General features: G+C 66.4%; 20 protein-coding genes. 12 read left to right on the top strand and 8 right to left on the bottom strand.

All coding sequences use genetic code 11. From position 1 onward, the window contains the following. Window positions 1-32 precede the first annotated feature (32 nt). From fzlA to AC2ITM_RS01070, 5 genes are all read left to right on the top strand, one after another. On the top strand, window positions 33-704 hold the full coding sequence (fzlA, locus tag AC2ITM_RS01050) for an FtsZ-binding protein FzlA (protein ID WP_486467988.1): 672 nt from the start codon (window positions 33-35) through the stop codon (window positions 702-704). 79 nt (window positions 705-783) lie between these two features. Then, window positions 784-1824: a tRNA epoxyqueuosine(34) reductase QueG gene (queG, locus tag AC2ITM_RS01055; RefSeq protein ID WP_486467989.1), complete on the top strand. Its 1041-nt coding sequence runs from the start codon at window positions 784-786 to the stop codon at window positions 1822-1824. Between the two features lie 92 nt (window positions 1825-1916). Beyond that, on the top strand, window positions 1917-2363 hold the full coding sequence (gene msrB / locus AC2ITM_RS01060) for a peptide-methionine (R)-S-oxide reductase MsrB (protein ID WP_486467990.1): 447 nt from the start codon (window positions 1917-1919) through the stop codon (window positions 2361-2363). Beyond that, window positions 2363-2872, top strand: coding sequence for a peptide-methionine (S)-S-oxide reductase MsrA (gene msrA / locus AC2ITM_RS01065; protein WP_486467991.1), 510 nt, complete (start codon window positions 2363-2365; stop codon window positions 2870-2872). The genes msrB and msrA overlap by 1 nt, the downstream gene beginning before the upstream one ends. Before the next feature lie 131 nt (window positions 2873-3003). Continuing rightward, window positions 3004-3918, top strand: coding sequence for a DMT family transporter (locus tag AC2ITM_RS01070; RefSeq protein ID WP_486467992.1), 915 nt, complete (start codon window positions 3004-3006; stop codon window positions 3916-3918). A gap of 78 nt (window positions 3919-3996) precedes the next feature. Here the strand turns inward: AC2ITM_RS01070 and AC2ITM_RS01075 are convergent, their stop codons facing one another. The 5 genes from AC2ITM_RS01075 to AC2ITM_RS01095 all read right to left on the bottom strand — a co-directional run bounded on the left by AC2ITM_RS01075 (window position 3997) and on the right by AC2ITM_RS01095 (window position 9562). Then, window positions 3997-5340 carry an NAD(P)/FAD-dependent oxidoreductase gene (locus AC2ITM_RS01075; RefSeq protein ID WP_486467993.1) on the bottom strand — a complete coding sequence of 448 codons (1344 nt, stop codon included), beginning with the start codon at window positions 5338-5340 and terminating at the stop codon, window positions 3997-3999. Between the two features lie 38 nt (window positions 5341-5378). Beyond that, window positions 5379-6194 carry an ABC transporter permease gene (locus AC2ITM_RS01080; RefSeq protein WP_486467994.1) on the bottom strand — a complete coding sequence of 272 codons (816 nt, stop codon included), beginning with the start codon at window positions 6192-6194 and terminating at the stop codon, window positions 5379-5381. Next, window positions 6191-7084, bottom strand: a complete 894-nt coding sequence (locus AC2ITM_RS01085; RefSeq protein WP_486467995.1) for an ABC transporter permease subunit — start codon at window positions 7082-7084, stop codon at window positions 6191-6193. The genes AC2ITM_RS01080 and AC2ITM_RS01085 overlap by 4 nt, the downstream gene beginning before the upstream one ends. Window positions 7085-7278: 194 nt before the next feature. Next, window positions 7279-8400, bottom strand: coding sequence for an ABC transporter ATP-binding protein (locus AC2ITM_RS01090; protein WP_486467996.1), 1122 nt, complete (start codon window positions 8398-8400; stop codon window positions 7279-7281). 73 nt (window positions 8401-8473) lie between these two features. Then, on the bottom strand, window positions 8474-9562 hold the full coding sequence (locus AC2ITM_RS01095) for a polyamine ABC transporter substrate-binding protein (RefSeq protein WP_486467997.1): 1089 nt from the start codon (window positions 9560-9562) through the stop codon (window positions 8474-8476). 148 nt (window positions 9563-9710) lie between these two features. On the opposite strand from AC2ITM_RS01095, the gene AC2ITM_RS01100 reads away from it, so the two are divergent. The 3 genes from AC2ITM_RS01100 (at window position 9711) to AC2ITM_RS01110 (ending at window position 13008) form a co-directional block, all read left to right on the top strand. Next, window positions 9711-10385: a GntR family transcriptional regulator gene (locus tag AC2ITM_RS01100; RefSeq protein WP_486467998.1), complete on the top strand. Its 675-nt coding sequence runs from the start codon at window positions 9711-9713 to the stop codon at window positions 10383-10385. A gap of 82 nt (window positions 10386-10467) precedes the next feature. Then, complete coding sequence (locus AC2ITM_RS01105) at window positions 10468-11862, top strand: aspartate aminotransferase family protein (protein ID WP_486467999.1); 1395 nt, start codon at window positions 10468-10470, stop codon at window positions 11860-11862. Window positions 11863-12168: 306 nt separating this feature from the next. Further along, complete coding sequence (locus tag AC2ITM_RS01110; RefSeq protein ID WP_486468000.1) at window positions 12169-13008, top strand: formate/nitrite transporter family protein; 840 nt, start codon at window positions 12169-12171, stop codon at window positions 13006-13008. A 32-nt stretch (window positions 13009-13040) separates the two neighbouring features. Here the strand turns inward: AC2ITM_RS01110 and AC2ITM_RS01115 are convergent, their stop codons facing one another. After that, window positions 13041-13457 (bottom strand): winged helix-turn-helix transcriptional regulator, encoded by a 417-nt coding sequence (locus tag AC2ITM_RS01115; protein ID WP_486468001.1) that lies wholly within the window; start codon window positions 13455-13457, stop codon window positions 13041-13043. Between the two features lie 120 nt (window positions 13458-13577). Between AC2ITM_RS01115 and AC2ITM_RS01120 the strand changes: the two genes are divergently transcribed. After that, window positions 13578-14687 carry an NADH:flavin oxidoreductase gene (locus AC2ITM_RS01120; protein WP_486468002.1) on the top strand — a complete coding sequence of 370 codons (1110 nt, stop codon included), beginning with the start codon at window positions 13578-13580 and terminating at the stop codon, window positions 14685-14687. Window positions 14688-14885: 198 nt separating this feature from the next. Here AC2ITM_RS01120 and AC2ITM_RS01125 read toward each other — a convergent pair whose 3' ends face one another. Continuing rightward, window positions 14886-15752 carry a branched-chain amino acid aminotransferase gene (locus tag AC2ITM_RS01125; RefSeq protein ID WP_486468003.1) on the bottom strand — a complete coding sequence of 289 codons (867 nt, stop codon included), beginning with the start codon at window positions 15750-15752 and terminating at the stop codon, window positions 14886-14888. 210 nt (window positions 15753-15962) lie between these two features. Between AC2ITM_RS01125 and AC2ITM_RS01130 the strand changes: the two genes are divergently transcribed. Both AC2ITM_RS01130 and AC2ITM_RS01135 read left to right on the top strand, forming a co-directional pair. Beyond that, window positions 15963-16460 (top strand): MarR family winged helix-turn-helix transcriptional regulator, encoded by a 498-nt coding sequence (locus AC2ITM_RS01130; protein ID WP_486468004.1) that lies wholly within the window; start codon window positions 15963-15965, stop codon window positions 16458-16460. Further along, on the top strand, window positions 16457-17173 hold the full coding sequence (locus tag AC2ITM_RS01135; RefSeq protein ID WP_486468005.1) for a response regulator: 717 nt from the start codon (window positions 16457-16459) through the stop codon (window positions 17171-17173). Before AC2ITM_RS01130 ends, AC2ITM_RS01135 begins: the two co-directional genes overlap by 4 nt. A 94-nt stretch (window positions 17174-17267) precedes the next feature. Here the strand turns inward: AC2ITM_RS01135 and AC2ITM_RS01140 are convergent, their stop codons facing one another. Then, complete coding sequence (locus tag AC2ITM_RS01140) at window positions 17268-18224, bottom strand: phosphotransferase (protein ID WP_486468006.1); 957 nt, start codon at window positions 18222-18224, stop codon at window positions 17268-17270. A gap of 116 nt (window positions 18225-18340) precedes the next feature. On the opposite strand from AC2ITM_RS01140, the gene AC2ITM_RS01145 reads away from it, so the two are divergent. Further along, on the top strand, window positions 18341-18583 hold the full coding sequence (locus AC2ITM_RS01145; RefSeq protein ID WP_486468007.1) for an exodeoxyribonuclease VII small subunit: 243 nt from the start codon (window positions 18341-18343) through the stop codon (window positions 18581-18583).

The following is an 18583-nucleotide window of genomic DNA, read 5'->3' on the forward strand; positions in this document are numbered from 1 at the left end:
ACGGGCATGACATGGGCCCAAGGATGGTGAAGATGATGTCTGCAGAACTGTACCACGTGCCGCTTTCCCCCTTCTGCCGCAAGGTGCGCCTGTCGCTGGCGGAGAAGCGGATCGAGTGCAAGCTGATCGAGGAACGCTACTGGGAGAAGGATACCGACTTCCTGCGGCGCAACCCGGCCGGCAAGGTGCCGGTGCTGAAGCTGGACGGCCGGGTGCTGGCCGAAAGCGCCGCGATCTGCGAATATCTTGAAGAGGTCTGCCCAGAGCCGCCGCTGATGCCGCACGAGCCGCTGGAACGCCACGAGGTGCGCCGGCTGGTCAGCTGGTTCGACGACAAGTTCCACCACGAGGTGACGTCGAAGCTGCTGTACGAGCGGGTGAACAAGAAGATCACCGGCCAGGGGTTTCCGGATTCCGCCAATGTGAAGGCCGGGCTGCGGGCGATCAAGTTCCACATCGACTATCTGGGCTGGCTGCTGGACCACCGCCGCTGGCTGGCGGGCGGGCGGATGACGCTGGCGGATTTCGCCGCAGCCGCCCATCTGTCGAGCCTCGATTACATCAGCGACGTGGACTGGGACCGCAATGCGACGGTCAAGGACTGGTACGCCAAGATCAAGTCGCGTCCGGCCTTCCGGGGCATCCTGATGGACCAGGTGCCGGGTTTCCCGCCGCCGGACCATTACACGGATCTCGATTTCTGAGCGGGGTGGGGGCGCTGCCCCCGTCCGCCTGCGGCGGCCTCCCCCGAGGTATTTGGAACAAGAAAATGAGGGGGCCGGGGTGCTTCGGGAACGGCTGATCGCGCAGGCGCAGGCGGAGGGGTTTTCTGCGGCGCGGATCTGCAGGCCCGGTGACGTGCCCGAGGTGATGGCGCGGCTGCAGGCCTTCCTGGCCGCCGGGTATCATGGGCAGATGGGCTGGATGGCCGAGCGGGTACACTGGCGGGGCGATCCGGCGGCGCTTTGGCCCGAGGCGCGATCCGTCATCATGCTGGCCGAGAACTATGGGCCTGATCATGACCCGCGGGAGGTGCTGGAAGAGCCCGGGCGGGCGGCGATTTCGGTCTATGCGCAGAACCGCGATTACCATGACGTGGTGAAGAAGCGGCTGAAGCGGCTGGCGCGCTGGCTGATCGCCGAGGCGGGGCCGGAGGTGCAGGTGAAGGTCTTTGTCGATACCGCGCCTGTGCCGGAGAAGGCCCTGGGGCAGGCGGCGGGGCTGGGCTGGCAGGGCAAGCACACCAATCTGGTCAGCCGGGATCTGGGCAGCTGGTTCTTTCTGGGGGCGATCTTTACCACGCTGGAGCTGCCGGTGGATGGCGCCGAGGCGGATCATTGCGGGCGCTGTTCGCGCTGTTTGCAGGCCTGTCCGACGGGGGCGTTTCCGGCGCCCTATCGCCTGGATGCGCGGCGCTGCATATCCTATCTGACGATCGAGCATTCGGGGCCGGTCCCGGAGGATCTGCGGGCGCTGATGGGCAATCGGATCTATGGCTGCGACGACTGCCTGGCGGCCTGTCCCTGGAACAAGTTCGCCGAGCGCGCGGCCGAGGTGAAGTACCATGCCCGCGACGACCTGCTGGCGCCCGATCTGGCGGAGCTGGCGCGGCTGGACGATGCGGGGTTCCGGGCGCGGTTCTCGGGGTCGCCGATCAAGCGGATCGGGCGGGACCGGTTCGTGCGCAACGTGCTTTATGCGATCGGCAACAGCGGGCAGGCGGATCTGCGGGCGGTGGCGGGGGCGCTGCGGGGCGATCCCGATCCGACGGTTGCCGAGGCGGCGCACTGGGCCTGGGCGCGGCTGGGGACGGTGCAGTCCTGAAACCATGGGTGTGAGGCCCCGGGGGGTTTTCCTTTGCCGCAAAATCCCCACATGATCCGGGAACCACCATCCCTGACGACCCAGGAGGCGCCATGACCACATATCGCAAGACCGAGGAGGCCATCGCCGCTCTGACCCCGGAGCAGTACCGGGTGACCCAGCAGAACGGGACCGAGCGGCCCTGGAGCGGTGAATACAACGAGATGAAGCAGGCCGGGCTTTACGTCGATGTCGTGTCGGGAGAGCCGCTGTTTGCCAGTGCCGCCAAGTTCGAGAGCGGCTGCGGCTGGCCGAGCTTCGTCAAGCCCGTGGCGCCCGACAACGTGGTCGAGCTGACCGACATGACCCATGGCATGGTCCGCACCGAGGTGCGATCAAGGCATGGGGACAGCCATCTGGGGCATGTGTTCCCGGACGGGCCGCGCGATCGGGGCGGGCTGCGCTATTGCATCAACTCGGCCTCGTTGCGGTTCATCCCGAAGGCCCGGATGGCCGACGAGGGCTATGCCGATTACATCGACCAGGTGGAGGAACCGTGATGGGCGAGGCACGTGCCGTTCTGGCGGGGGGATGTTTCTGGGGGATGCAGGATCTGATCCGCAGGCTGCCCGGCGTCATCCGCACCCGCGTGGGCTATACCGGCGGCGAGGTGGCCCATGCCACCTATCGCAACCATGGCAGCCATGCCGAGGGGATCGAGATCTTCTTTGATCCCGAGGTGATCAGCTATCGGCAGATCCTGGAGGTGTTTTTCCAGATCCATGATCCGACGACGCCGAACCGGCAGGGCAATGACCGGGGCCCGAGCTATCGCAGTGCGATCTATTATGTCGATGCGGCCCAGAAGGCCGTGGCCGAAGAGACGATCGCGGATGTGAATGCCTCCGGCTTGTGGCCGGGTCCTGTCGTGACCGAGCTGGAGCCGGTGGGGGATTTCTGGGAGGCCGAGCCCGAGCATCAGGATTACCTGCTGCGCTATCCCAACGGCTATACCTGCCATTTCCCGCGACCGAACTGGGTGCTGCCGAAGCGCGACGCGGCCGAGTGAGGCCCCGGGCGTTCTGAACACGGGGCGACCCCGGTGCCGGAAGGTGCCGGGGGCTGCAAGGGCGGCTGTGCCGTTGACGCAGCGGAAAACGCGCGGAAGGGGAGGTGAATCCCATCTGCTCGAGGTCCGTCATGAATCCCCTTCAGGGCATCTTGCTGAAACTGGTGTCGGTCACCTGTTTCATCGTCATGCAATCGCTGATCAAGGCCGCCAGCCCCCATGTGCCGCCGGGCGAGACGGTGTTCTTTCGCTCGTTCTTCGCGATCCCGGTGATCCTCGTCTGGCTGGCGGCGCGGCGCGAGCTGCGCACCGGTTTTCGCGTCAAGGTCCCGATGTCGCATGTCTGGCGGGGGTTTATCGGGACGACCTCGATGGGGTGCGGCTTTGCCGGGCTGGCCTTTCTGCCGCTGCCCGAGGTGACGGCGCTTGGCTATGCGATGCCGCTGCTGACTGTGGTCTTCGCGGGGATGTTCCTGCACGAGAAGGTCGGCATTTTCCGGCTGAGCGCGGTGGGGCTGGGGATGATCGGTGTGCTGATCGTGCTGGAGCCGCGGCTGACGGCGCTGAACGGCTCGGTCAAGATCGAGGAGGCTGCCGGTGCCATGCTGGTGCTGTTCGGGGCGATGTGCGGCGCGCTGGCGCAGATCCATATCCGCAACATGGTGCGCAGCGAGGCGACCTCGGCCATCGTGTTCTGGTTCACCATGACGGCGACGGTGCTGTCGCTGATCACCATCCCCTTCGGCTGGGTCATGCCGACGGGCCGCGAGGCCGTCTGGCTGATCTGCGCGGGACTGGTGGGCGGGGTCGGGCAGATCTTTCTGACCTCGTGCTACCGGTTCGCCGATGCCAGCGTGGTGGCGCCCTTCGACTATGCCTCGATGATCTTCGCGCTGCTGATCGGCTATGCGGTCTTTGCCGAGGTGCCCTCGGAGCAGATGCTGGTAGGGGCGGCGATCATCGTGTCGGCGGGGGTGTTCATCATCCTGCGCGAACGTCACCTGGGGTTGCAGAGGGCGAAGGCCAACGCGGCGAAGACGCCCTGAGGGACCGGCCGGGGCGGGGGGCGCTGCCCCCCTCAGCCTGCGGCTGATCCCCCCGAGGTATTTCCGACAAGAAAATGATCAGCGGTCGGCGAGCCGGGCGAGGGTGTATTCCGAGGCCAGGATCAGCCGGCGGAAGCGGCCCAGCGGGAAGCGCTGTGGCGGGGTGGTGAAGCTTTTCGGAAGGTCGGGGGTGTGTCCCTGGGCGATCTCGGCCATGCGGGCGCCCAGATGCGAGGCCATGGCGACGCCGTTGCCGTGGTAGCCGAAGGCGGCGAAGAGGCGCGGGCTTTTGGGGATCGGGCCGCAATAGGGGGTGAGCGAGGCCGTCAGACAGACCATGCCGGACCAGTGGAACGGGCTTTCGACATGTTTCCAGGCCGGGAAGGCGGCCTCGAAATCGGCGCGGACGCGGGCGGCGACGCGCTTTTCGTTCTCGGGGGCCGAGACCAGGGCGCCGCGCTGGCCGAAGACCATCCGGTTGTCGGGGGTCAGGTGGAAATAGTGCAGGAGCTTTCTGTCCTCGAAGCTCATCTGGTGGGAGGTGAAGCCCTGGGCGGCCAGTTCGGCCTGGGTCATGGGGCGGGTGGCCAGGACCGAGCTTTGCGTGGGAAGGGTGCGGCCGCGCAGCCAGGGGTGCATGGTTTCGGTGGTGTAGCCGTTGGTGGCGATCAGCACGCGGTTGGCGGTGATCGTGCCGTGGGGTGTGGTGACGCGGACCGCATCGCCCGTGTCGTCGATCCGCAGCGCCGGGGTCTGGCCGTGCAGCTGGACGCCCGCGGCGCGGGCGGCCGCGAGCAGGCCCGCGACGTATTTGCGCGGGTGGATGGCAAAGCCGTAGGGATGGTGGATGCCGCCGTGCCAGAGCGGCCCGTAGAGGCCCTGAGCGGGCAGGTCGGATTTCTCGATCAGGGTGGGGGGCCGGCCCTGATCGGGGTGATGGGATGCGGCTTCGCGGCGCATTTCGGCCATCTTGGCGGGGGAATGGGCCAGGATGACCTCGCCTTCCGAATGGCGGTCGACGTCGAGGGCCTGTTCCGCGAGGAAGGCCGCGACATGGTCGATGGCGGCGGCCTCGGTGCGGTGGACGCGCGCCGGTTCATCGGGCCCGAAACGGCGGCGCAGCAGTGCGTCGGGGGCCCGGTGAGAGCCCACGCAGCAGAAGCCGCCGTTGCGCCCCGAGGCACCGAAGCCGGGGAATTCGGCCTCGATCAGGGTGGTTTCGACCCCGTCGCGGGCCAGCCGCAGCGCTGCGTTCAGCCCGGTGAAGCCGCCGCCGATCACCAGCGCATCGGTGCGGTGATCTGCCAGAGGCGGACAGGTCAGGGCGGCCTCGGGGATGGCTTCGGCCCAGTAGCAGGCTTTGATCGGGGCGCGCGAATAGGTGAAGTCGGGGTAGAGGCGGCGGGGCGGCTGGTAGGACACGGCTTTGGGGTCTTTCGGGGGCAGGGGGCGCCGGCCGCTTATGCGCGGTCGGCGGCCAGTTCTTCGATCTGCTGCCGCACGGCGGCGCGCTTGCTGATGATCGAGAAGATCACCACGCCAAGCGCCACGACACCGATCATCAGCGTCGAGAGGGCGTTGATTTCTGGCGAGACGCCAAGGCGCACGGCCGAGTAGATCTTCATCGGCAGGGTGGTCGAGGACGGCCCGGCGGTGAAGGAGGCGATCACCAGGTCATCGAGCGACAGGGTGAAGGCCAGCAGCCACCCCGAGATCACCGCGGGCGCGATGATCGGCAGGGTGATCAGGCGGAAGCTTTGCCAGGGGGTGCAGCCGAGGTCGAGCGCGGCCTCTTCCAGGGAGGTGTCGAAGGACGACAGCCGCGAGGATACCACCACCGAGACATAGCACATGGCGAAGGTCGTATGGGCCAGCACGATGGTTGTGATGCCCCGGTCCAGGCCTACCCCGATGAACAGCAGCAGCAGCGCCAGGCCGGTGATCACGTCGGGCATGACGAGCGGCGCGTAGATCATCCCCGAGAACAGCGTGCGCCCCAGGAAGCGCCCGGTGCGCACCAGGATCCAGGCGGCCATGGTGCCGAGGATCGTGGCCAGCGTCGAGGAGATCACCCCCACCTTCAGCGTCACCAGGGCGGCATCAAGGAAGGCCTGGTCGTGGAACAGTTCTCCGTACCACTTGGTCGAGAAGCCCGCCCAGACCGTCACCAGCTTGGAAGCATTGAAGCTGTAGATCACCAGGATGACCATCGGCAGGTAGAGGAAGGCAAGGCCCAGCGTCAGTGACACCAGGTTGAACGAGGACATGCGTCTCATCGGCCGGCCTCCCGGTTCTTCTGTTCATTGCGTTGGAAGAGGATGATCGGGATGATCAGGATCAGCAGCAGCACCACGGCCACGGCCGAGGCAACGGGCCAGTCGCGATTGTTGAAGAACTCTTCCCACAGAACCTTGCCGATCATCAGCGTGCGCGAGCCGCCCAGCAGCGAGGGGATGACGTATTCGCCGATCGCCGGGATGAAGACCAGGAAGCAGCCGGCGATGATGCCGGGCTTCGACAGCGGCACGGTGACCAGCCAGAAGGCCGACATTCGCGAGCAGCCCAGGTCCTCGGCGGCTTCCAGCAGCGAGATGTCGAGCTTGTCGAGGGTGGCGTAGATCGGCAGGATCATGAAGGGCAGGTAGGTGTAGACGATGCCGATGTAGACCGCGAGCGGCGTGTTCAGGATGATCAGCGGTTCGTGGATCAGGCCTGTCCACATCAGGAAGCTGTTGAGCAGCCCGTTCTGTCCAAGGATCCCCATCCAAGCGTAGACCCGGATCAGGAACGAGGTCCAGAATGGCAGGATGATCAGCATCATCAGCGTCGGGCGCCATTCGCTGCGCGCCGAGGCCATGGCATAGGCGATCGGGAAGCCGACCAGCAAGGTGATCACGGTCGAGAGCGCCGCGATCTTCAGCGACGAGACATAGGCCTTCCAGTACAGGTCGTCGGTGGTCAGGAACCAGAAGTTTTCCAGATCCAGCTTGGAGAAGAAATCCCTGAGCCCGGCAAGGCCGGCGGTGATGTCGAGCTGGGGCATGTAGGGCGGCCGCGCCAGCGCCACATCCGACAGCGAGATTTTCACCACGATGATGAAGGGCACCAGGAACAGCGCCAGCAGCCATAGGTAGGGAATGAGGACGAGGGTCAGGCGACGCAGCATCAGCAGGCCCTCCGGCGGTCAGGCAAGAGGGGGCTCTGCCCCCGCGCCTGCGGCGCCCCCCCGGAGTATTTTGGGCCAGATGACAGGGAACCCGTCAGCCCGGGATGGCCAGGTGTTTCATCTTTCCCCAAATATGCCCGCCGGAGGCGGAACGGGGCGCGAAGGGCGGGGCTGGGCGCGCGGGCATCCATGGCTCAGCGTTCCAGCAGGACGGCGGCGGTGTCGGTCCAGGAGAGCCAGACATTGTCCCCCCAGCTGAAGGAGCGGCGGGCGATGCGGCGGGTGTTGGTGCTTTGCGCCTTGATCACGTGGCCGTTCGGCAGCTTGACGTGATAGGTCGAGATGTTTCCCAGGTAGCCGATGTCGAGGATCTCGCCCTGCAGGCGGTTGGTGGTGTCGGGCTCGGTCTCGGAGATGGTGATCTTTTCGGGACGAATGGCCAGGTAGCAGGTCTGGTCGTGGGCCAGCTGAAGGTCGGTTTCGGCGACAAGGGGCGGGGCACCTTCCGCCCAGGTGATCTGGACACGCTCGCCCGATTGCTCGGCGCTGCCCTCGATGATGTTCACGTCGCCGATGAAATCGGCCACGTAGACCGAGTTCGGTGTCTCGTAGATGCGGTCGGGGGTGGCGACCTGGACCAGCTTGCCCTCATCCATCACCGCGACGCGCGAGGCAACAGTCATCGCCTCTTCCTGGTCGTGGGTGACGATCACGAAAGTGGTGCCGGTCTTTTCCTGGATGTCCATCAGTTCGAACTGGGTTTCCTCGCGCAGCTTCTTGTCGAGGGCGCCGAGGGGTTCGTCGAGCAGCAGCAGTTTCGGTGCCTTGGCCAGCGAACGGGCCAGTGCCACCCGCTGACGCTGGCCGCCCGACAGCTGGTGCGGCTTGCGGCGGGCGAATTTTTCCAGCCGCGTCAGGCGCATCATGTCGGCGACGCGGGTCTCGATCGTGGCCTTGTCCTTGCCTTCGCGCTTCAGGCCGAAGGCGATGTTTTCCCAGACCGAGAGATGCGGGAAGAGCGCATAGCTTTGGAACATCATGTTGACGGGGCGGCGGTTCGGCGGAATCTCGGCCATGTCCTGGCCGCCGATCAGGATGCTGCCCGAGCTGGGCGTCTCGAAGCCGGCCAGCATCCTCATCAGCGTGGTCTTGCCGCAGCCCGAGGGGCCCAGCAGCGCGAAGAACTCTCGGGTGTAGATGTCGAGGTCCAGATTCTCGATCGCGGTGAAGTCGCCGAAGCGCTTGGTCACGTTGCGGAACTGGATCAGCGGTTTTTCGTCCGGGTTTTCCCAGGGAGCGAAGACGGTCTGGGGCATGGGAGGCTCCTGATCTTGGCAAGAAGGCCGCGCCGCCTTTCGGACGGCGCGGCGGTGGGTCAGGTGGCGGGGATCAGGTACCCGACTTCACCTTGGTCCACATGCGCGTCAGGTTGCGCTGGTCCTTCGGATCGAAGGGCGTGGTGGTGTAGAGGTTGTTCAGCGTCGCCTCGTCCGGGTAGATCGCCGGATCGTCGATCACGTCCTTGTTGAGGTACTGCTGAGAGGCCTTGTTGCCGTTCGCATAGTAGACATAGTTCGAGGCCGCCGCCGCATTCTGCGCATCCATGATGAAGTTCAGGAACTTCATCGCGCCATCGGGGTTCGGCGCATCGACCGGCACCGCCATCTGGTCGAACCACATCAGCGCGCCTTCCTTCGGAATGTGGTATTCCAGATGCACGCCGTTGTCGGCCTCGTCGGCGCGGTCACGGGCCTGCAGCACGTCACCCGACCAGCCGAAGGCCACGCAGATGTCGCCGTTGGCCAGCGCGTTGATGTATTCCGAGCTGTTGAATTTCTGCACATAGGGGCGCACGGCCGCCAGCACCTTCTCGGCCTTGTCGAGCGAGGCCTGGTCGTGGCCGTCGGGGTTCTCGCCCAGGTATTTGAGGGCGGCGGGCACCATCTCGGTCGGGGCGTCCAGGAACATCACGCCGCAGGAGGCGAGCTTTTTCATGTTCTCGGGGTCGAAGACCAGCGACAGGCTGTCGACGGGGGCGTCGGGGCCCAGCACTTCCTTGACCTTGTCGATGTTCACGCCGATGCCGGTCGTGCCCCACATGTAGTTGATCGAATAGTCGCCGTCGGGATCGTAGGTGTCGGTCCGCTTCTGGATCACGTCCCACATGTTCTTCAGGTTCGGCAGCTTCGACTTGTCGAGCTTCTGGAACGAACCGGCGGCGATCTGGCGCTGCAGGAAGGTCCCCGAGGGCACGACCACGTCGTAGCCCGAACCGCCCGCCAGCATCTTGGTTTCCAGCAGCTCGTTGGAATCGAAGACGTCGTAGACCAGCTTGATGCCGGTTTCGTCCTCGAACTTCTTCAGCAGCGATTCGTCGATGTAGTCGGACCAGTTGTAGACGTGCACCTCTTCCTGGGCCGCAGCGGCGGTTGCCGCCAGGGCCAGAGCTGCAGTCAGGCTCAGCATGGTTGTCTTCATGAAATGGTCTCCCTGGGATCTGGGGGGGTCTTCGTGCCCATAGATCCAAATTTGATCAAACGTATGCCGGTCTGGCAACAGGAAGATGTTTCCATGGGGGCGGAACCCGTGCAAGATAGGGTTAAGCATGGGGTGTCGGAGAAAGGTGATGAATTTGCAGGCAGAGGCGCCGGTGGACCGCGATGGCAAGGGGGCGGGGCTGCCCGCGCACGAGATCGTCTATCGCGAATTGCGCGCGCGGGTGCTGTTCGGCCAGTTCGAACCCGGGCAGGCGGTGACGATCCAGGGTCTGGTGGCGGATCTGGGCGCCGGCATGACGCCGGTGCGCGAGGCGCTGCGCCGGCTGATGGCCGAAAGCGCGCTGGAATTCCGCGGCAACCGCCGGATTTCCGTGCCGCAACTGACCGAAGCCGCGCTGGACGAGCTTCTGGTGGCGCGACGCGCGCTGGAGCCAGAGCTTGCACGGCGGGCCTGCCTGCGCATCACCCGCAAGGACATCCAGGCGATGGAGGCCATCGACGCCGCCCTGGACGAGGCGATCCGGCGCGGCAACGTGCATGACTACCTGGTCGAGAACCACCGTTTCCACACCCATATGAACCATCTGGCCCAGGCCCCGATCCTGGCCGGCCTGGTCGAGGGGCTGTGGCTGCGCTTTGGCCCCTCGCTGCGGGTGGTCTGCGGCCAGTTCGGCACCCGCAACCTGCCCGACAAGCACAAGGAGTTGATCGCTGCCTTGAAATTAGGCAATTGCGACGCCGCCGCCGAGGCGATCGTCGGAGATCTTGAGCAGGGCATGGAGATGATCCGGCAGGCCCTGTGACGCGGGGTCTGATTCGATTGACAAGGTGTGATTTGATCATATTCTCCGTTCCGATCTGCACGCATCGGAAAGGAGCTCTCTCATGGGCCGCATCACCAATCACCTGCCCACGGCCGAGCTTCAGGCGCTGGATGCCGCACACCACGTGCATCCGTTCTCGACCAATGCGGGGTTTGCTGCGAAGGGCGCGCGCGTCATCACCCAGGCCGACGGCTGCTGGCTGACCGACAGCGAGGGCGAGAAGATCCTTGATGGCATGGCGGGGCTGTGGTGCGTCAACATCGGCTACGGCCGCGACGAGCTGGCCGAGGTCGCCGCGCAGCAGATGAAGGAACTGCCCTATTACAACACCTTCTTCATGACGACCCATGTGCCGGTCATCGCGCTGTCGGCGAAGCTTGCGGAACTGGCGCCGGGGGATCTGAACCACGTCATGTTCTCGTCCTCGGGGTCCGAGGCCAATGACACCAACCTGCGCATCGTGCGCACCTACTGGGCGGAAAAGGGCAAGCCGTCCAAGAAGGTCGTGATCGCGCGCTGGAATGGCTACCACGGGTCCTCGATGGGGTCGGGCAGCCTGGGCGGCATGAAGTCGATCCATTCGCAGGGCGGCCTGCCGATCCCCGACATCCACCACATCGGCCAGCCCGACTGGTGGGCCGAAGGCGGCGACATGACCCCCGAGGATTTCGGCCTGGCGCGCGCGCAGGAGCTGGAGCAGGCCATCCTGGAGCTGGGCGAGGACAAGGTTGCCGCCTTCATCGCGGAACCGGTGCAGGGGGCGGGCGGCGTGATCATCCCGCCCTCGACCTACTGGCCCGAGATCCAGCGCATCTGCGACAAGTACGAGATCCTGCTGATCGCGGACGAGGTGATCTGCGGCTTCGGGCGCACCGGCAACTGGTTCGGCTGCCAGACCATGGGCATCCGCCCCGACATCATGACGATCGCCAAGGGGCTGTCGTCGGGCTATCAGCCGATCGGCGGCTCGATCCTGTCGGACGAGGTCAACGCGGTGATCGCCGCGACCGAATTCAACCACGGCTACACCTATTCCGGCCACCCGGTCGCGGCCGCCGTGGCGCTTGAGAACCTGCGCCTGCTGGAAGAGGAAAAGGTGATCGAGCGCCTGCGCGACGACACCGGCCCCTATCTGAAGGAACGCTTCGAATCCCTCGCGCAGCACCCGATGGTGGGCGAGGCACGGATCGTCGGCGCCATGGGCTCGCTCGCGCTGACGCCCGACAAGGGCACCCGGGCGAAATTCGCCGCCAAGGAAGGCACCGTCGGTCTGATGGTCCGCGAACGCTGCTTTGCCAACAACCTTGTGATGCGCCATGTCGGCGACCGGATGATCATTTCCCCGCCGCTGGTCATCACCCGCGCGGAAATCGACATCCTGATCGAACGCGCCTGGAAAAGCCTCGACGAGGGGATGGCCCAGGCGCAGGCCCAGGGGCTGTTCCCCACCGCCTGAGTGCGGGAATGACGCGATGACAGGGGCCTGGCCGGAAACGGTCGGGCCCTTTCCCGTTTCGTGGCCCTTGCCCTTGATGTTGCCGTTGTTCGGCTCTCGGCTCTCGGCTCTCGGCTCTCGGCTCTCGGCTCTCGGCTCTCGGCTCTCGGCTCTCGGCTCTCGGCTCTCGGCTCTCGGGCCGATTGCCCGGCGCCCGTCCGCCCCGTCCGCAGGCGGTGTTCCACTGGTCCCGGGGGGGCTTGGAACAGCCCGGCGCCGCCGCGCGTTTCCAACCGGTGTGCGTACCGCATCGAAAGGACCCCTCCCGTGACGGACCCCTCCCAGCCCGCCTCCCGGGCCCCCGATGTCGAAACCCTGGAAGCGCAGCTGCCCTCGCAGGCGGCCGCCGTCCATGCCATGATCCGCCGCGCCGGCGAAAAGGAACTGCAGCGCGAGGTCATGGCGCTCATGTGGTCCGCCATTGCCGGCGGCATCACCATGAGCACCTCTTTCCTTGGCCGTGGCGTGCTGATGGCCAACCTGCCGGAAACCGACTTTGGCTTTCTGATCGATTCCGCCGGCTACACGCTGGGCTTCGTCTTCGTGATCGCCGCCGGTCAGCAACTGTTCACCGAAAACACCGTGACCCCGGTGCTGCCCTTCATGTCGAACCCGACGCGGCGGATGCTGGGGCGGCTGCTGCGCCTGTGGGGCGTGGTGCTGGCCGGCAATACCATCGGCGGCGCCATCGCTGCGGGGGTCTTTGCCTATCTGCGGGTCTTTCCGCCGGACGTGATGCAAAGCTTCCTCGACATCGGGCACCACCTGCTGTCGAAACCTTGGCAGCAGGACCTTGCGGGGGGCGTGATTTCGGGCTGGCTGATCGCCACCATGGTCTGGGCGATCCATGCCACCCCGGCGGCCAAGCTGCCGCTGGTCTTCATCGCCACCTACCTGATCGCCATCGGAGATTTCCCCCACGTGATCGTCGGCACCATCGAATCCCTCTTCATGGTGATGCGCGGCGAGGCCTCGGCCCTGCATGCGGTCTTCGGCTTCTGGCTGCCGACGCTGGTGGGCAACGTGCTGGGCGGCACCTTCATCTTTGCCCTGATCAGCCATGCCCAGGTCCGCGCCGACGTGGATGTGCCGCGCCGCAGGGCCTGACAGACGCGCCGAAGCGCCCGGGGTAGGGGCCGTCAGTCCTGCGCGTCGAACCGCGTGCGCGCGGCCTCGACCGCCTCCATGTGGCGGTAGGTCCAGGCATAAAGCGCGCGGAACGGCGGCAGCAGGGTCTCGCCCAGGCCGGTCAGGCGGTATTGCACCGCGACCGGGCTGCCGGGCAGGACCTCGCGGTCGATCAGGCCGTTCCGTTCCAGCCGTCGCAGGGTCTGGGTCAGGCTTTTCTGGGAAATCCCCTCCAGCGCGCGCTTGATGGCGTTGAACCGCGCCGGCCCTCCCGACAGCACCGTCAGGATCATCATCGACCACTTGTCCGAGATCTCGGCGAACAGTTGCCGCGACGGGCAGTCGGCGGAAAACGCCCGCGCCCCGCAGCAGGCGATCTTTTCGGCCATGGCATCGGGCAGGGTGTCGGGATGATAGGTGTCGGGCATGGCGGTTACCTCGAAGTGACTTGGTGAAGGGGTGGTGCCTCATTGACACCAGGTTTCTAAAATATACCTTCGCCAAGTCAAGACAGTCACGCTGCACGGCAGCATATCCGGAGAAGACGCATGAGCGCATCGACCGAGACCCTGTTCCGCCCCTTCACCTACAAGGGGCTGTCGCTGAAGAACCGCATCGTCATGGCGCCGATGACCCGTGGCATGGCCCCCGAAGGCATCCCCGGTGAACCCAACGCCGCCTATTACAAGCGCCGCGCCGAACACGAGGTCGGCCTGATCCTGTCCGAAGGCACGGTGATCGACCGCCCCGCCTCGCGCAACCTGCCGGGCATCCCCTTCTTCCACGGCGCGGCGCTCGATGGCTGGCAGCAGGTGATCGACGCGGTGCATGAGGCGGGCGGCAAGATGGGCCCGCAGATCTGGCACACCGGCTCGACCCGCGGCGGCAAGTGGGAACCCGAAGCCCCCGTCGAAAGCCCCTCGGGCCTGGTGGGCCCCGATGATCCCCGTGGCACCACCATGACCGAGGCCGATATCGAGGCCACCATCGCCGCCTTCGCCCAGGCTGCCGCCGATGCGAAACGCCTTGGCTTCGATGTGGCCGAACTGCACGGCGCCCATGGCTACCTGATCGACCAGTTCTTCTGGCCCGAGACCAACCTGCGCACCGATGCCTGGGGCGGCGACACGATCGAGGCCCGCTCGCGCTTCGCGCTCGAGGTCGTCAAGGCCACCCGCGCCGCCGTTGGCCCCGACTTCCCGATCATCCTGCGCCTGTCGCAATGGAAGCAGCAGGACTACAAGGCCCGCCTCGCCCATGACCCGAAAGAGATGGAGCGCTGGCTGCAACCGCTCGTCGATGCCGGCGTCGACATCCTGCACTGCTCGCAGCGCCGCTTCTGGGAACCAGAATTCCCCGAGATCGACGGCGAAGAGGGCCTGAACTTTGCCGGCTGGGCGAAGAAGATCACCGGCGTGCCGACGATCTCGGTGGGCTCGGTGGGCCTGTCGGGTGAATTCCTCGCGGCCTTCGGCGGCGCTGGTTCCGAGGCCTCCTCGCTCGACAAGCTCCTCACCCGCATGGAAAAGGACGAGTTCGACCTGATCGCCGTCGGCCGCGCGCTGCTCTCGGATGCCGCCTGGGTCGAAAAGGTCCACAAGGGCGCAGCCGACCAGCTGAAAGGGTTCGAGGCCGCGGACCTCGCGGAACTGGTCTGACCCATTCCGCCTCCGGCGGGCATATTTAGGGAAAGATGAAACCGGGCGGGGGCGCGCAACCCCTGCCCATTTTCTTGTTCCAAATACCTCGGGGGAGTCTTCCGGCACGGAAGACGGGGGCAGAGCCCCCTTCGCCGCTGCCAAAGGCAAAAGGCCCGCCGGTTCGGGCGGGCCTTCGCAATCCGGTCAGGGCCCTGGTCAGGCGCGGACCAGCTTCTCGTAGCTTGCGACCGCGTCCTTCGCCATCGCGCCGACCTCGAAGGTATAGTCGCCGATCTGGCCCACCGGGGTCACCTCGGCCGCGGTGCCGGTCAGCCAGCATTGCTCGAAGCCTTCCAGCTCGGCGGGCTCGATATGGCGTTCCCAGACGCGGATGCCCTTTTCCTTCAGCATGGTGATCACCGTCTGCCGGGTGATCCCGTTCAGGAAGCAATCCGCCAGCGGCGTGTGGACCTCGCCATCCTTCACGAAGAAGATGTTGGCGCCGGTGCATTCGGCCACGTAGCCGCGGTAATCCATGAAAAGCGCATCCGAGCAGCCCTTGGCCTCGGCCGCGTGCTTGGACATGGTGCAGATCATGTAAAGGCCTGCGGCCTTGGCATGCACCGGGATGGTTTCCGGCGAGGGACGCTTCCACTTCGCGATGTCGAGCTTGGCGCCCTTCATCTTGGCGTCACCGTAGTAGTTGCCCCATTCCCAGCCGGCGATGGCCAGCCGCACCGGGTTGCGCTTGGCCGACACGCCCATGTCCTCGCCGGCGCCGCGCCAGGCCACCGCACGCACATAGGCGTCCTTCCAGCCGTTCGCCTCCAGCATGGCATATTTCGCCGCCTCGATCTCTTCGACCGAATAGGGGATCTCGAAGTCCAGCAGGCTGGCGGAGTTTTTCAGGCGCTTTGAATGCGCCTCGCTCTTGAAGATCCGGCCGTTGTAGCAGCGCTCGCCCTCGAACACCGAGGAGGCGTAATGCAGCGCATGGGTCAGCAGATGTACGTTGGCATCGCGCCACTCCACCATCTTGCCGTCCATCCAGATCTTGCCGTCGCGGTCCTCATAGGAACTCATCGCGCCCTCCTGATATTGAAGTTTTCCGTTAGTTGCCCTGATTCATCTGATTTGGACAGAAAGTTTCAAGACAATGGGGTTCTCCTATTCATTGATTTCCACAATGTCAACAAGGCTGACTTATTTTCACGCCCGCGCTTGTCGCCCCCCCGCCGGGGCGGATACAGTCGGGATCAACGGGCAGGGCAGGTCGAAGGGGACGTGGGGCAGATGTCGGATACGCAGGTGGGCGACGCGCTTCTCTTCCTCACGGACGAGCAGCTGCGCCAGGGGATCGAGGCGGTGTTCTTCGCCTATCAGGGCTTTACCGCCGCCCCGGATCTGGTGCTCGAGGGCACCCATTACGGCCGGGCCCATCATCGGGCGCTGCATTTCATCGCCCGCGCCGAGGGCATGAAGGTCACGCGCCTGCTGACCATCCTGGGTGTGACCAAGCAAAGCCTCAACCGCGTGCTGCGCACCCTCATCGACGACGGCCTGGTCGAAAGCCGCGTGGGCCGCGCCGACAAGCGCGAGCGTCACCTCTACCTCACCCCCGAGGGCGCTGCCCTCGAATCCCGCCTGTCGGGGGCGCAGCGCAAGCGCATGCGCGCCGCCTATCGCCAGGCCGGCCCCGATGCCGTCGCGGGCTTCCGCCAGGTTCTCGAGGCGCTGATGGATCCCGAACACCACCGCACCTACATGTCGCTCAGGGAAGGCAAGTCATGACCGATCCGGACCCGCATATCCTCATCGTGGATGATGACGAACGGATCCGGGACCTGCTGGCCCGGTTCCTCAAGCGCAACGGCTTCCTGGTGTCGGCCGCGCGCGATGCCGCCCAGGCGCGCCGCCTGCTGGCGGGGCTGGAATTCGACCTGATCGTGATGGATGTCATGATGCCGGTCGAGGACGGCATCACCCTGACCGAAAGCCTGCGCCACGAGATCGCGACGCCGATCCTGCTGCTCTCGGCCCGCGGCGAGGCCGACGACCGCATCCGTGGCCTCGAGGCCGGCGCCGACGACTACCTGCCCAAACCTTTCGAACCGCGCGAACTTCTGCTGCGCATCAACGCCATCTTGCGCCGCGTCCCCGAGGTGTCCCATGCCGCGTCCTCGGCTCCGAAGGTGCTGCACCTGGGCGATGTGCGCTACGACATGGACCGGGCGGAACTGTGGCGCGGCGACATGCCGATCCGCCTCACCGCGACCGAGATCCAGCTGATGCGGATCTTCTCGGCCCATCCGGGAGAGCCCCTCTCGCGCCTGCAGCTGGTCGAGGAAATGGGCCGCACCGGTGGCAAGGACCAGCCCGGGGCCCAGGAACGCGCCGTCGACGTGCAGATCACCCGCCTGCGCCGCAAGATCGAGACCGACCCCAAGCAGCCCCGCTACCTGCAGACGGTGCGCGGCGCGGGCTACATGCTGGCCCCCGACTGACGCGCGCCTGACACGCGCCACCTGGGGGCCGACGGTTCTTCATCATCTGACCCCAAATACTCCCGCCGGAGGCGTCCCGCCCCCGCCACCGGCGCTAGCCTGCCAGCCGGGCGCGCAGATCCGCCAGAAGCTCCTCGGCCAGCGCGCGGGTATGGGCGATGCGCGCGGGCGGCAGGCCCGGGTGCTCGACCCGCGCCAGCAGCTCGTGACACAGGAAGAAGGGCAGGTCGCCCTCGGCCTCGGCCTCGCTCAGCCCGAAGGCGCGCACGAAACCGGCCAGCCCCTCTGCATCCACCCCGTAGCGCCGCCGCCCCGAGGGCAGCATCCCCCGTCGCGCCGCATGGACCAGGAACCGTGCCATGTCGCGGCAGACCGGCGCCACCGCCCGCGTGCCCAGGTCGATCCCCCACAGCACCGGCCCCTCGGCCAGCAGGTTGTTGGGATGGAAATCGCCATGGCCCAGACTGATGCGCCAGCTTGTGCCCTCGGTTCGCAGGGCCCGCGACAGCCGGTGCATCTGCTGCAGCAGACTGGCCTCGACCCCCTGCAATGCCGCATGCGGCTGGCGTGCCACGCCCGCCTCGGCCCAGTTGCGCCAGGGGCGGCGGTTCGCCGGGCGAAAGCCCTCGGTCGGGGCAGCATGGGCGCGCAGCCAGTCCGCCGCCCGGGCCTGCAACGCCAGCCGCGCCGGGCCCTCGGCCTGCCACAGCGCGGCCATCAGCGGCGTGCCGCCGACCCGCGCCGTCACGACGGCTTCGCGCCCCAGCAGCGCCAGTGGCCGCGCCACCCGCGATGGCCCGCCCGACATGTAGGCCGCGACCCGCTGCGCCTCCTGAAAGCGGCGCGGCAGATCCGCCCCGGGCCCAAGCGCCAGGTGGTAGACGCAGGGCGCCCCCTGCCAGTCGCCCGCCAGCACCGCGCGCTGCCCGGGCACCAGCTTCAGCACCGCCAGGGCCGTTCCGCGCGCGCCGGTCAGCGCCGCCAGCCGCGCCCGCGCGCGGGCTTCCTCTTCCGGATGGGCTCCGGCGGCATGTTCCCCAAGGATGCTCATCCGGCCAGCTTGGCGCGGTGCGGCGCCCACCGTCAATCACCCGCCCGCACGCGATTGAACCCCGGCCCGCCGCTCGGTAAGGTGCGCCCGACCCGACAGCCCCCGCGGAGCCCAAGATGACCGATACCCCCCTTGCCGAGATGTCCTTTGAAGCCGCCATGCGCGAGCTTGAGATGGTGGTCGGAAAGCTCGAACGCGGCGACGTCGAACTCGAAGCCTCGATCAAGCTCTACGAGCGCGGCGCCGAGCTGAAGAAGCACTGCGAGAAGAAGCTGGCCGAGGCCGAGGAAAAGGTTGCCGCCATCACCCTCGACGGCGAGGGCAACCCCGCCGGGCTGAAACCGGTCGAGGGGCTCTGA

This window comes from Pseudooceanicola sp. NS-SX9, from assembly GCF_057380705.1.

Bases quoted from the DNA above. Each gene is read 5' to 3' on its own strand.
- fzlA (WP_486467988.1), top strand. From the start codon at position 33: ATGATGTCTGCAGAACTGTACCACGTGCCGCTTTCCCCCTTCTGCCGC.
- msrB (WP_486467990.1), top strand. From the start codon at position 1,917: ATGACCACATATCGCAAGACCGAGGAGGCCATCGCCGCTCTGACCCCG.
- msrA (WP_486467991.1), top strand. From the start codon at position 2,363: ATGGGCGAGGCACGTGCCGTTCTGGCGGGGGGATGTTTCTGGGGGATG.
- AC2ITM_RS01070 (WP_486467992.1), top strand. From the start codon at position 3,004: ATGAATCCCCTTCAGGGCATCTTGCTGAAACTGGTGTCGGTCACCTGT.
- AC2ITM_RS01080 (WP_486467994.1), bottom strand. From the start codon at position 6,194: ATGAGACGCATGTCCTCGTTCAACCTGGTGTCACTGACGCTGGGCCTT.
- AC2ITM_RS01085 (WP_486467995.1), bottom strand. From the start codon at position 7,084: ATGCTGCGTCGCCTGACCCTCGTCCTCATTCCCTACCTATGGCTGCTG.
- AC2ITM_RS01090 (WP_486467996.1), bottom strand. From the start codon at position 8,400: ATGCCCCAGACCGTCTTCGCTCCCTGGGAAAACCCGGACGAAAAACCG.
- AC2ITM_RS01095 (WP_486467997.1), bottom strand. From the start codon at position 9,562: ATGAAGACAACCATGCTGAGCCTGACTGCAGCTCTGGCCCTGGCGGCA.
- AC2ITM_RS01100 (WP_486467998.1), top strand. From the start codon at position 9,711: ATGAATTTGCAGGCAGAGGCGCCGGTGGACCGCGATGGCAAGGGGGCG.
- AC2ITM_RS01105 (WP_486467999.1), top strand. From the start codon at position 10,468: ATGGGCCGCATCACCAATCACCTGCCCACGGCCGAGCTTCAGGCGCTG.
- AC2ITM_RS01115 (WP_486468001.1), bottom strand. From the start codon at position 13,457: ATGCCCGACACCTATCATCCCGACACCCTGCCCGATGCCATGGCCGAA.
- AC2ITM_RS01120 (WP_486468002.1), top strand. From the start codon at position 13,578: ATGAGCGCATCGACCGAGACCCTGTTCCGCCCCTTCACCTACAAGGGG.
- AC2ITM_RS01125 (WP_486468003.1), bottom strand. From the start codon at position 15,752: ATGAGTTCCTATGAGGACCGCGACGGCAAGATCTGGATGGACGGCAAG.
- AC2ITM_RS01130 (WP_486468004.1), top strand. From the start codon at position 15,963: ATGTCGGATACGCAGGTGGGCGACGCGCTTCTCTTCCTCACGGACGAG.
- AC2ITM_RS01135 (WP_486468005.1), top strand. From the start codon at position 16,457: ATGACCGATCCGGACCCGCATATCCTCATCGTGGATGATGACGAACGG.
- AC2ITM_RS01140 (WP_486468006.1), bottom strand. From the start codon at position 18,224: ATGAGCATCCTTGGGGAACATGCCGCCGGAGCCCATCCGGAAGAGGAA.
- AC2ITM_RS01145 (WP_486468007.1), top strand. From the start codon at position 18,341: ATGACCGATACCCCCCTTGCCGAGATGTCCTTTGAAGCCGCCATGCGC.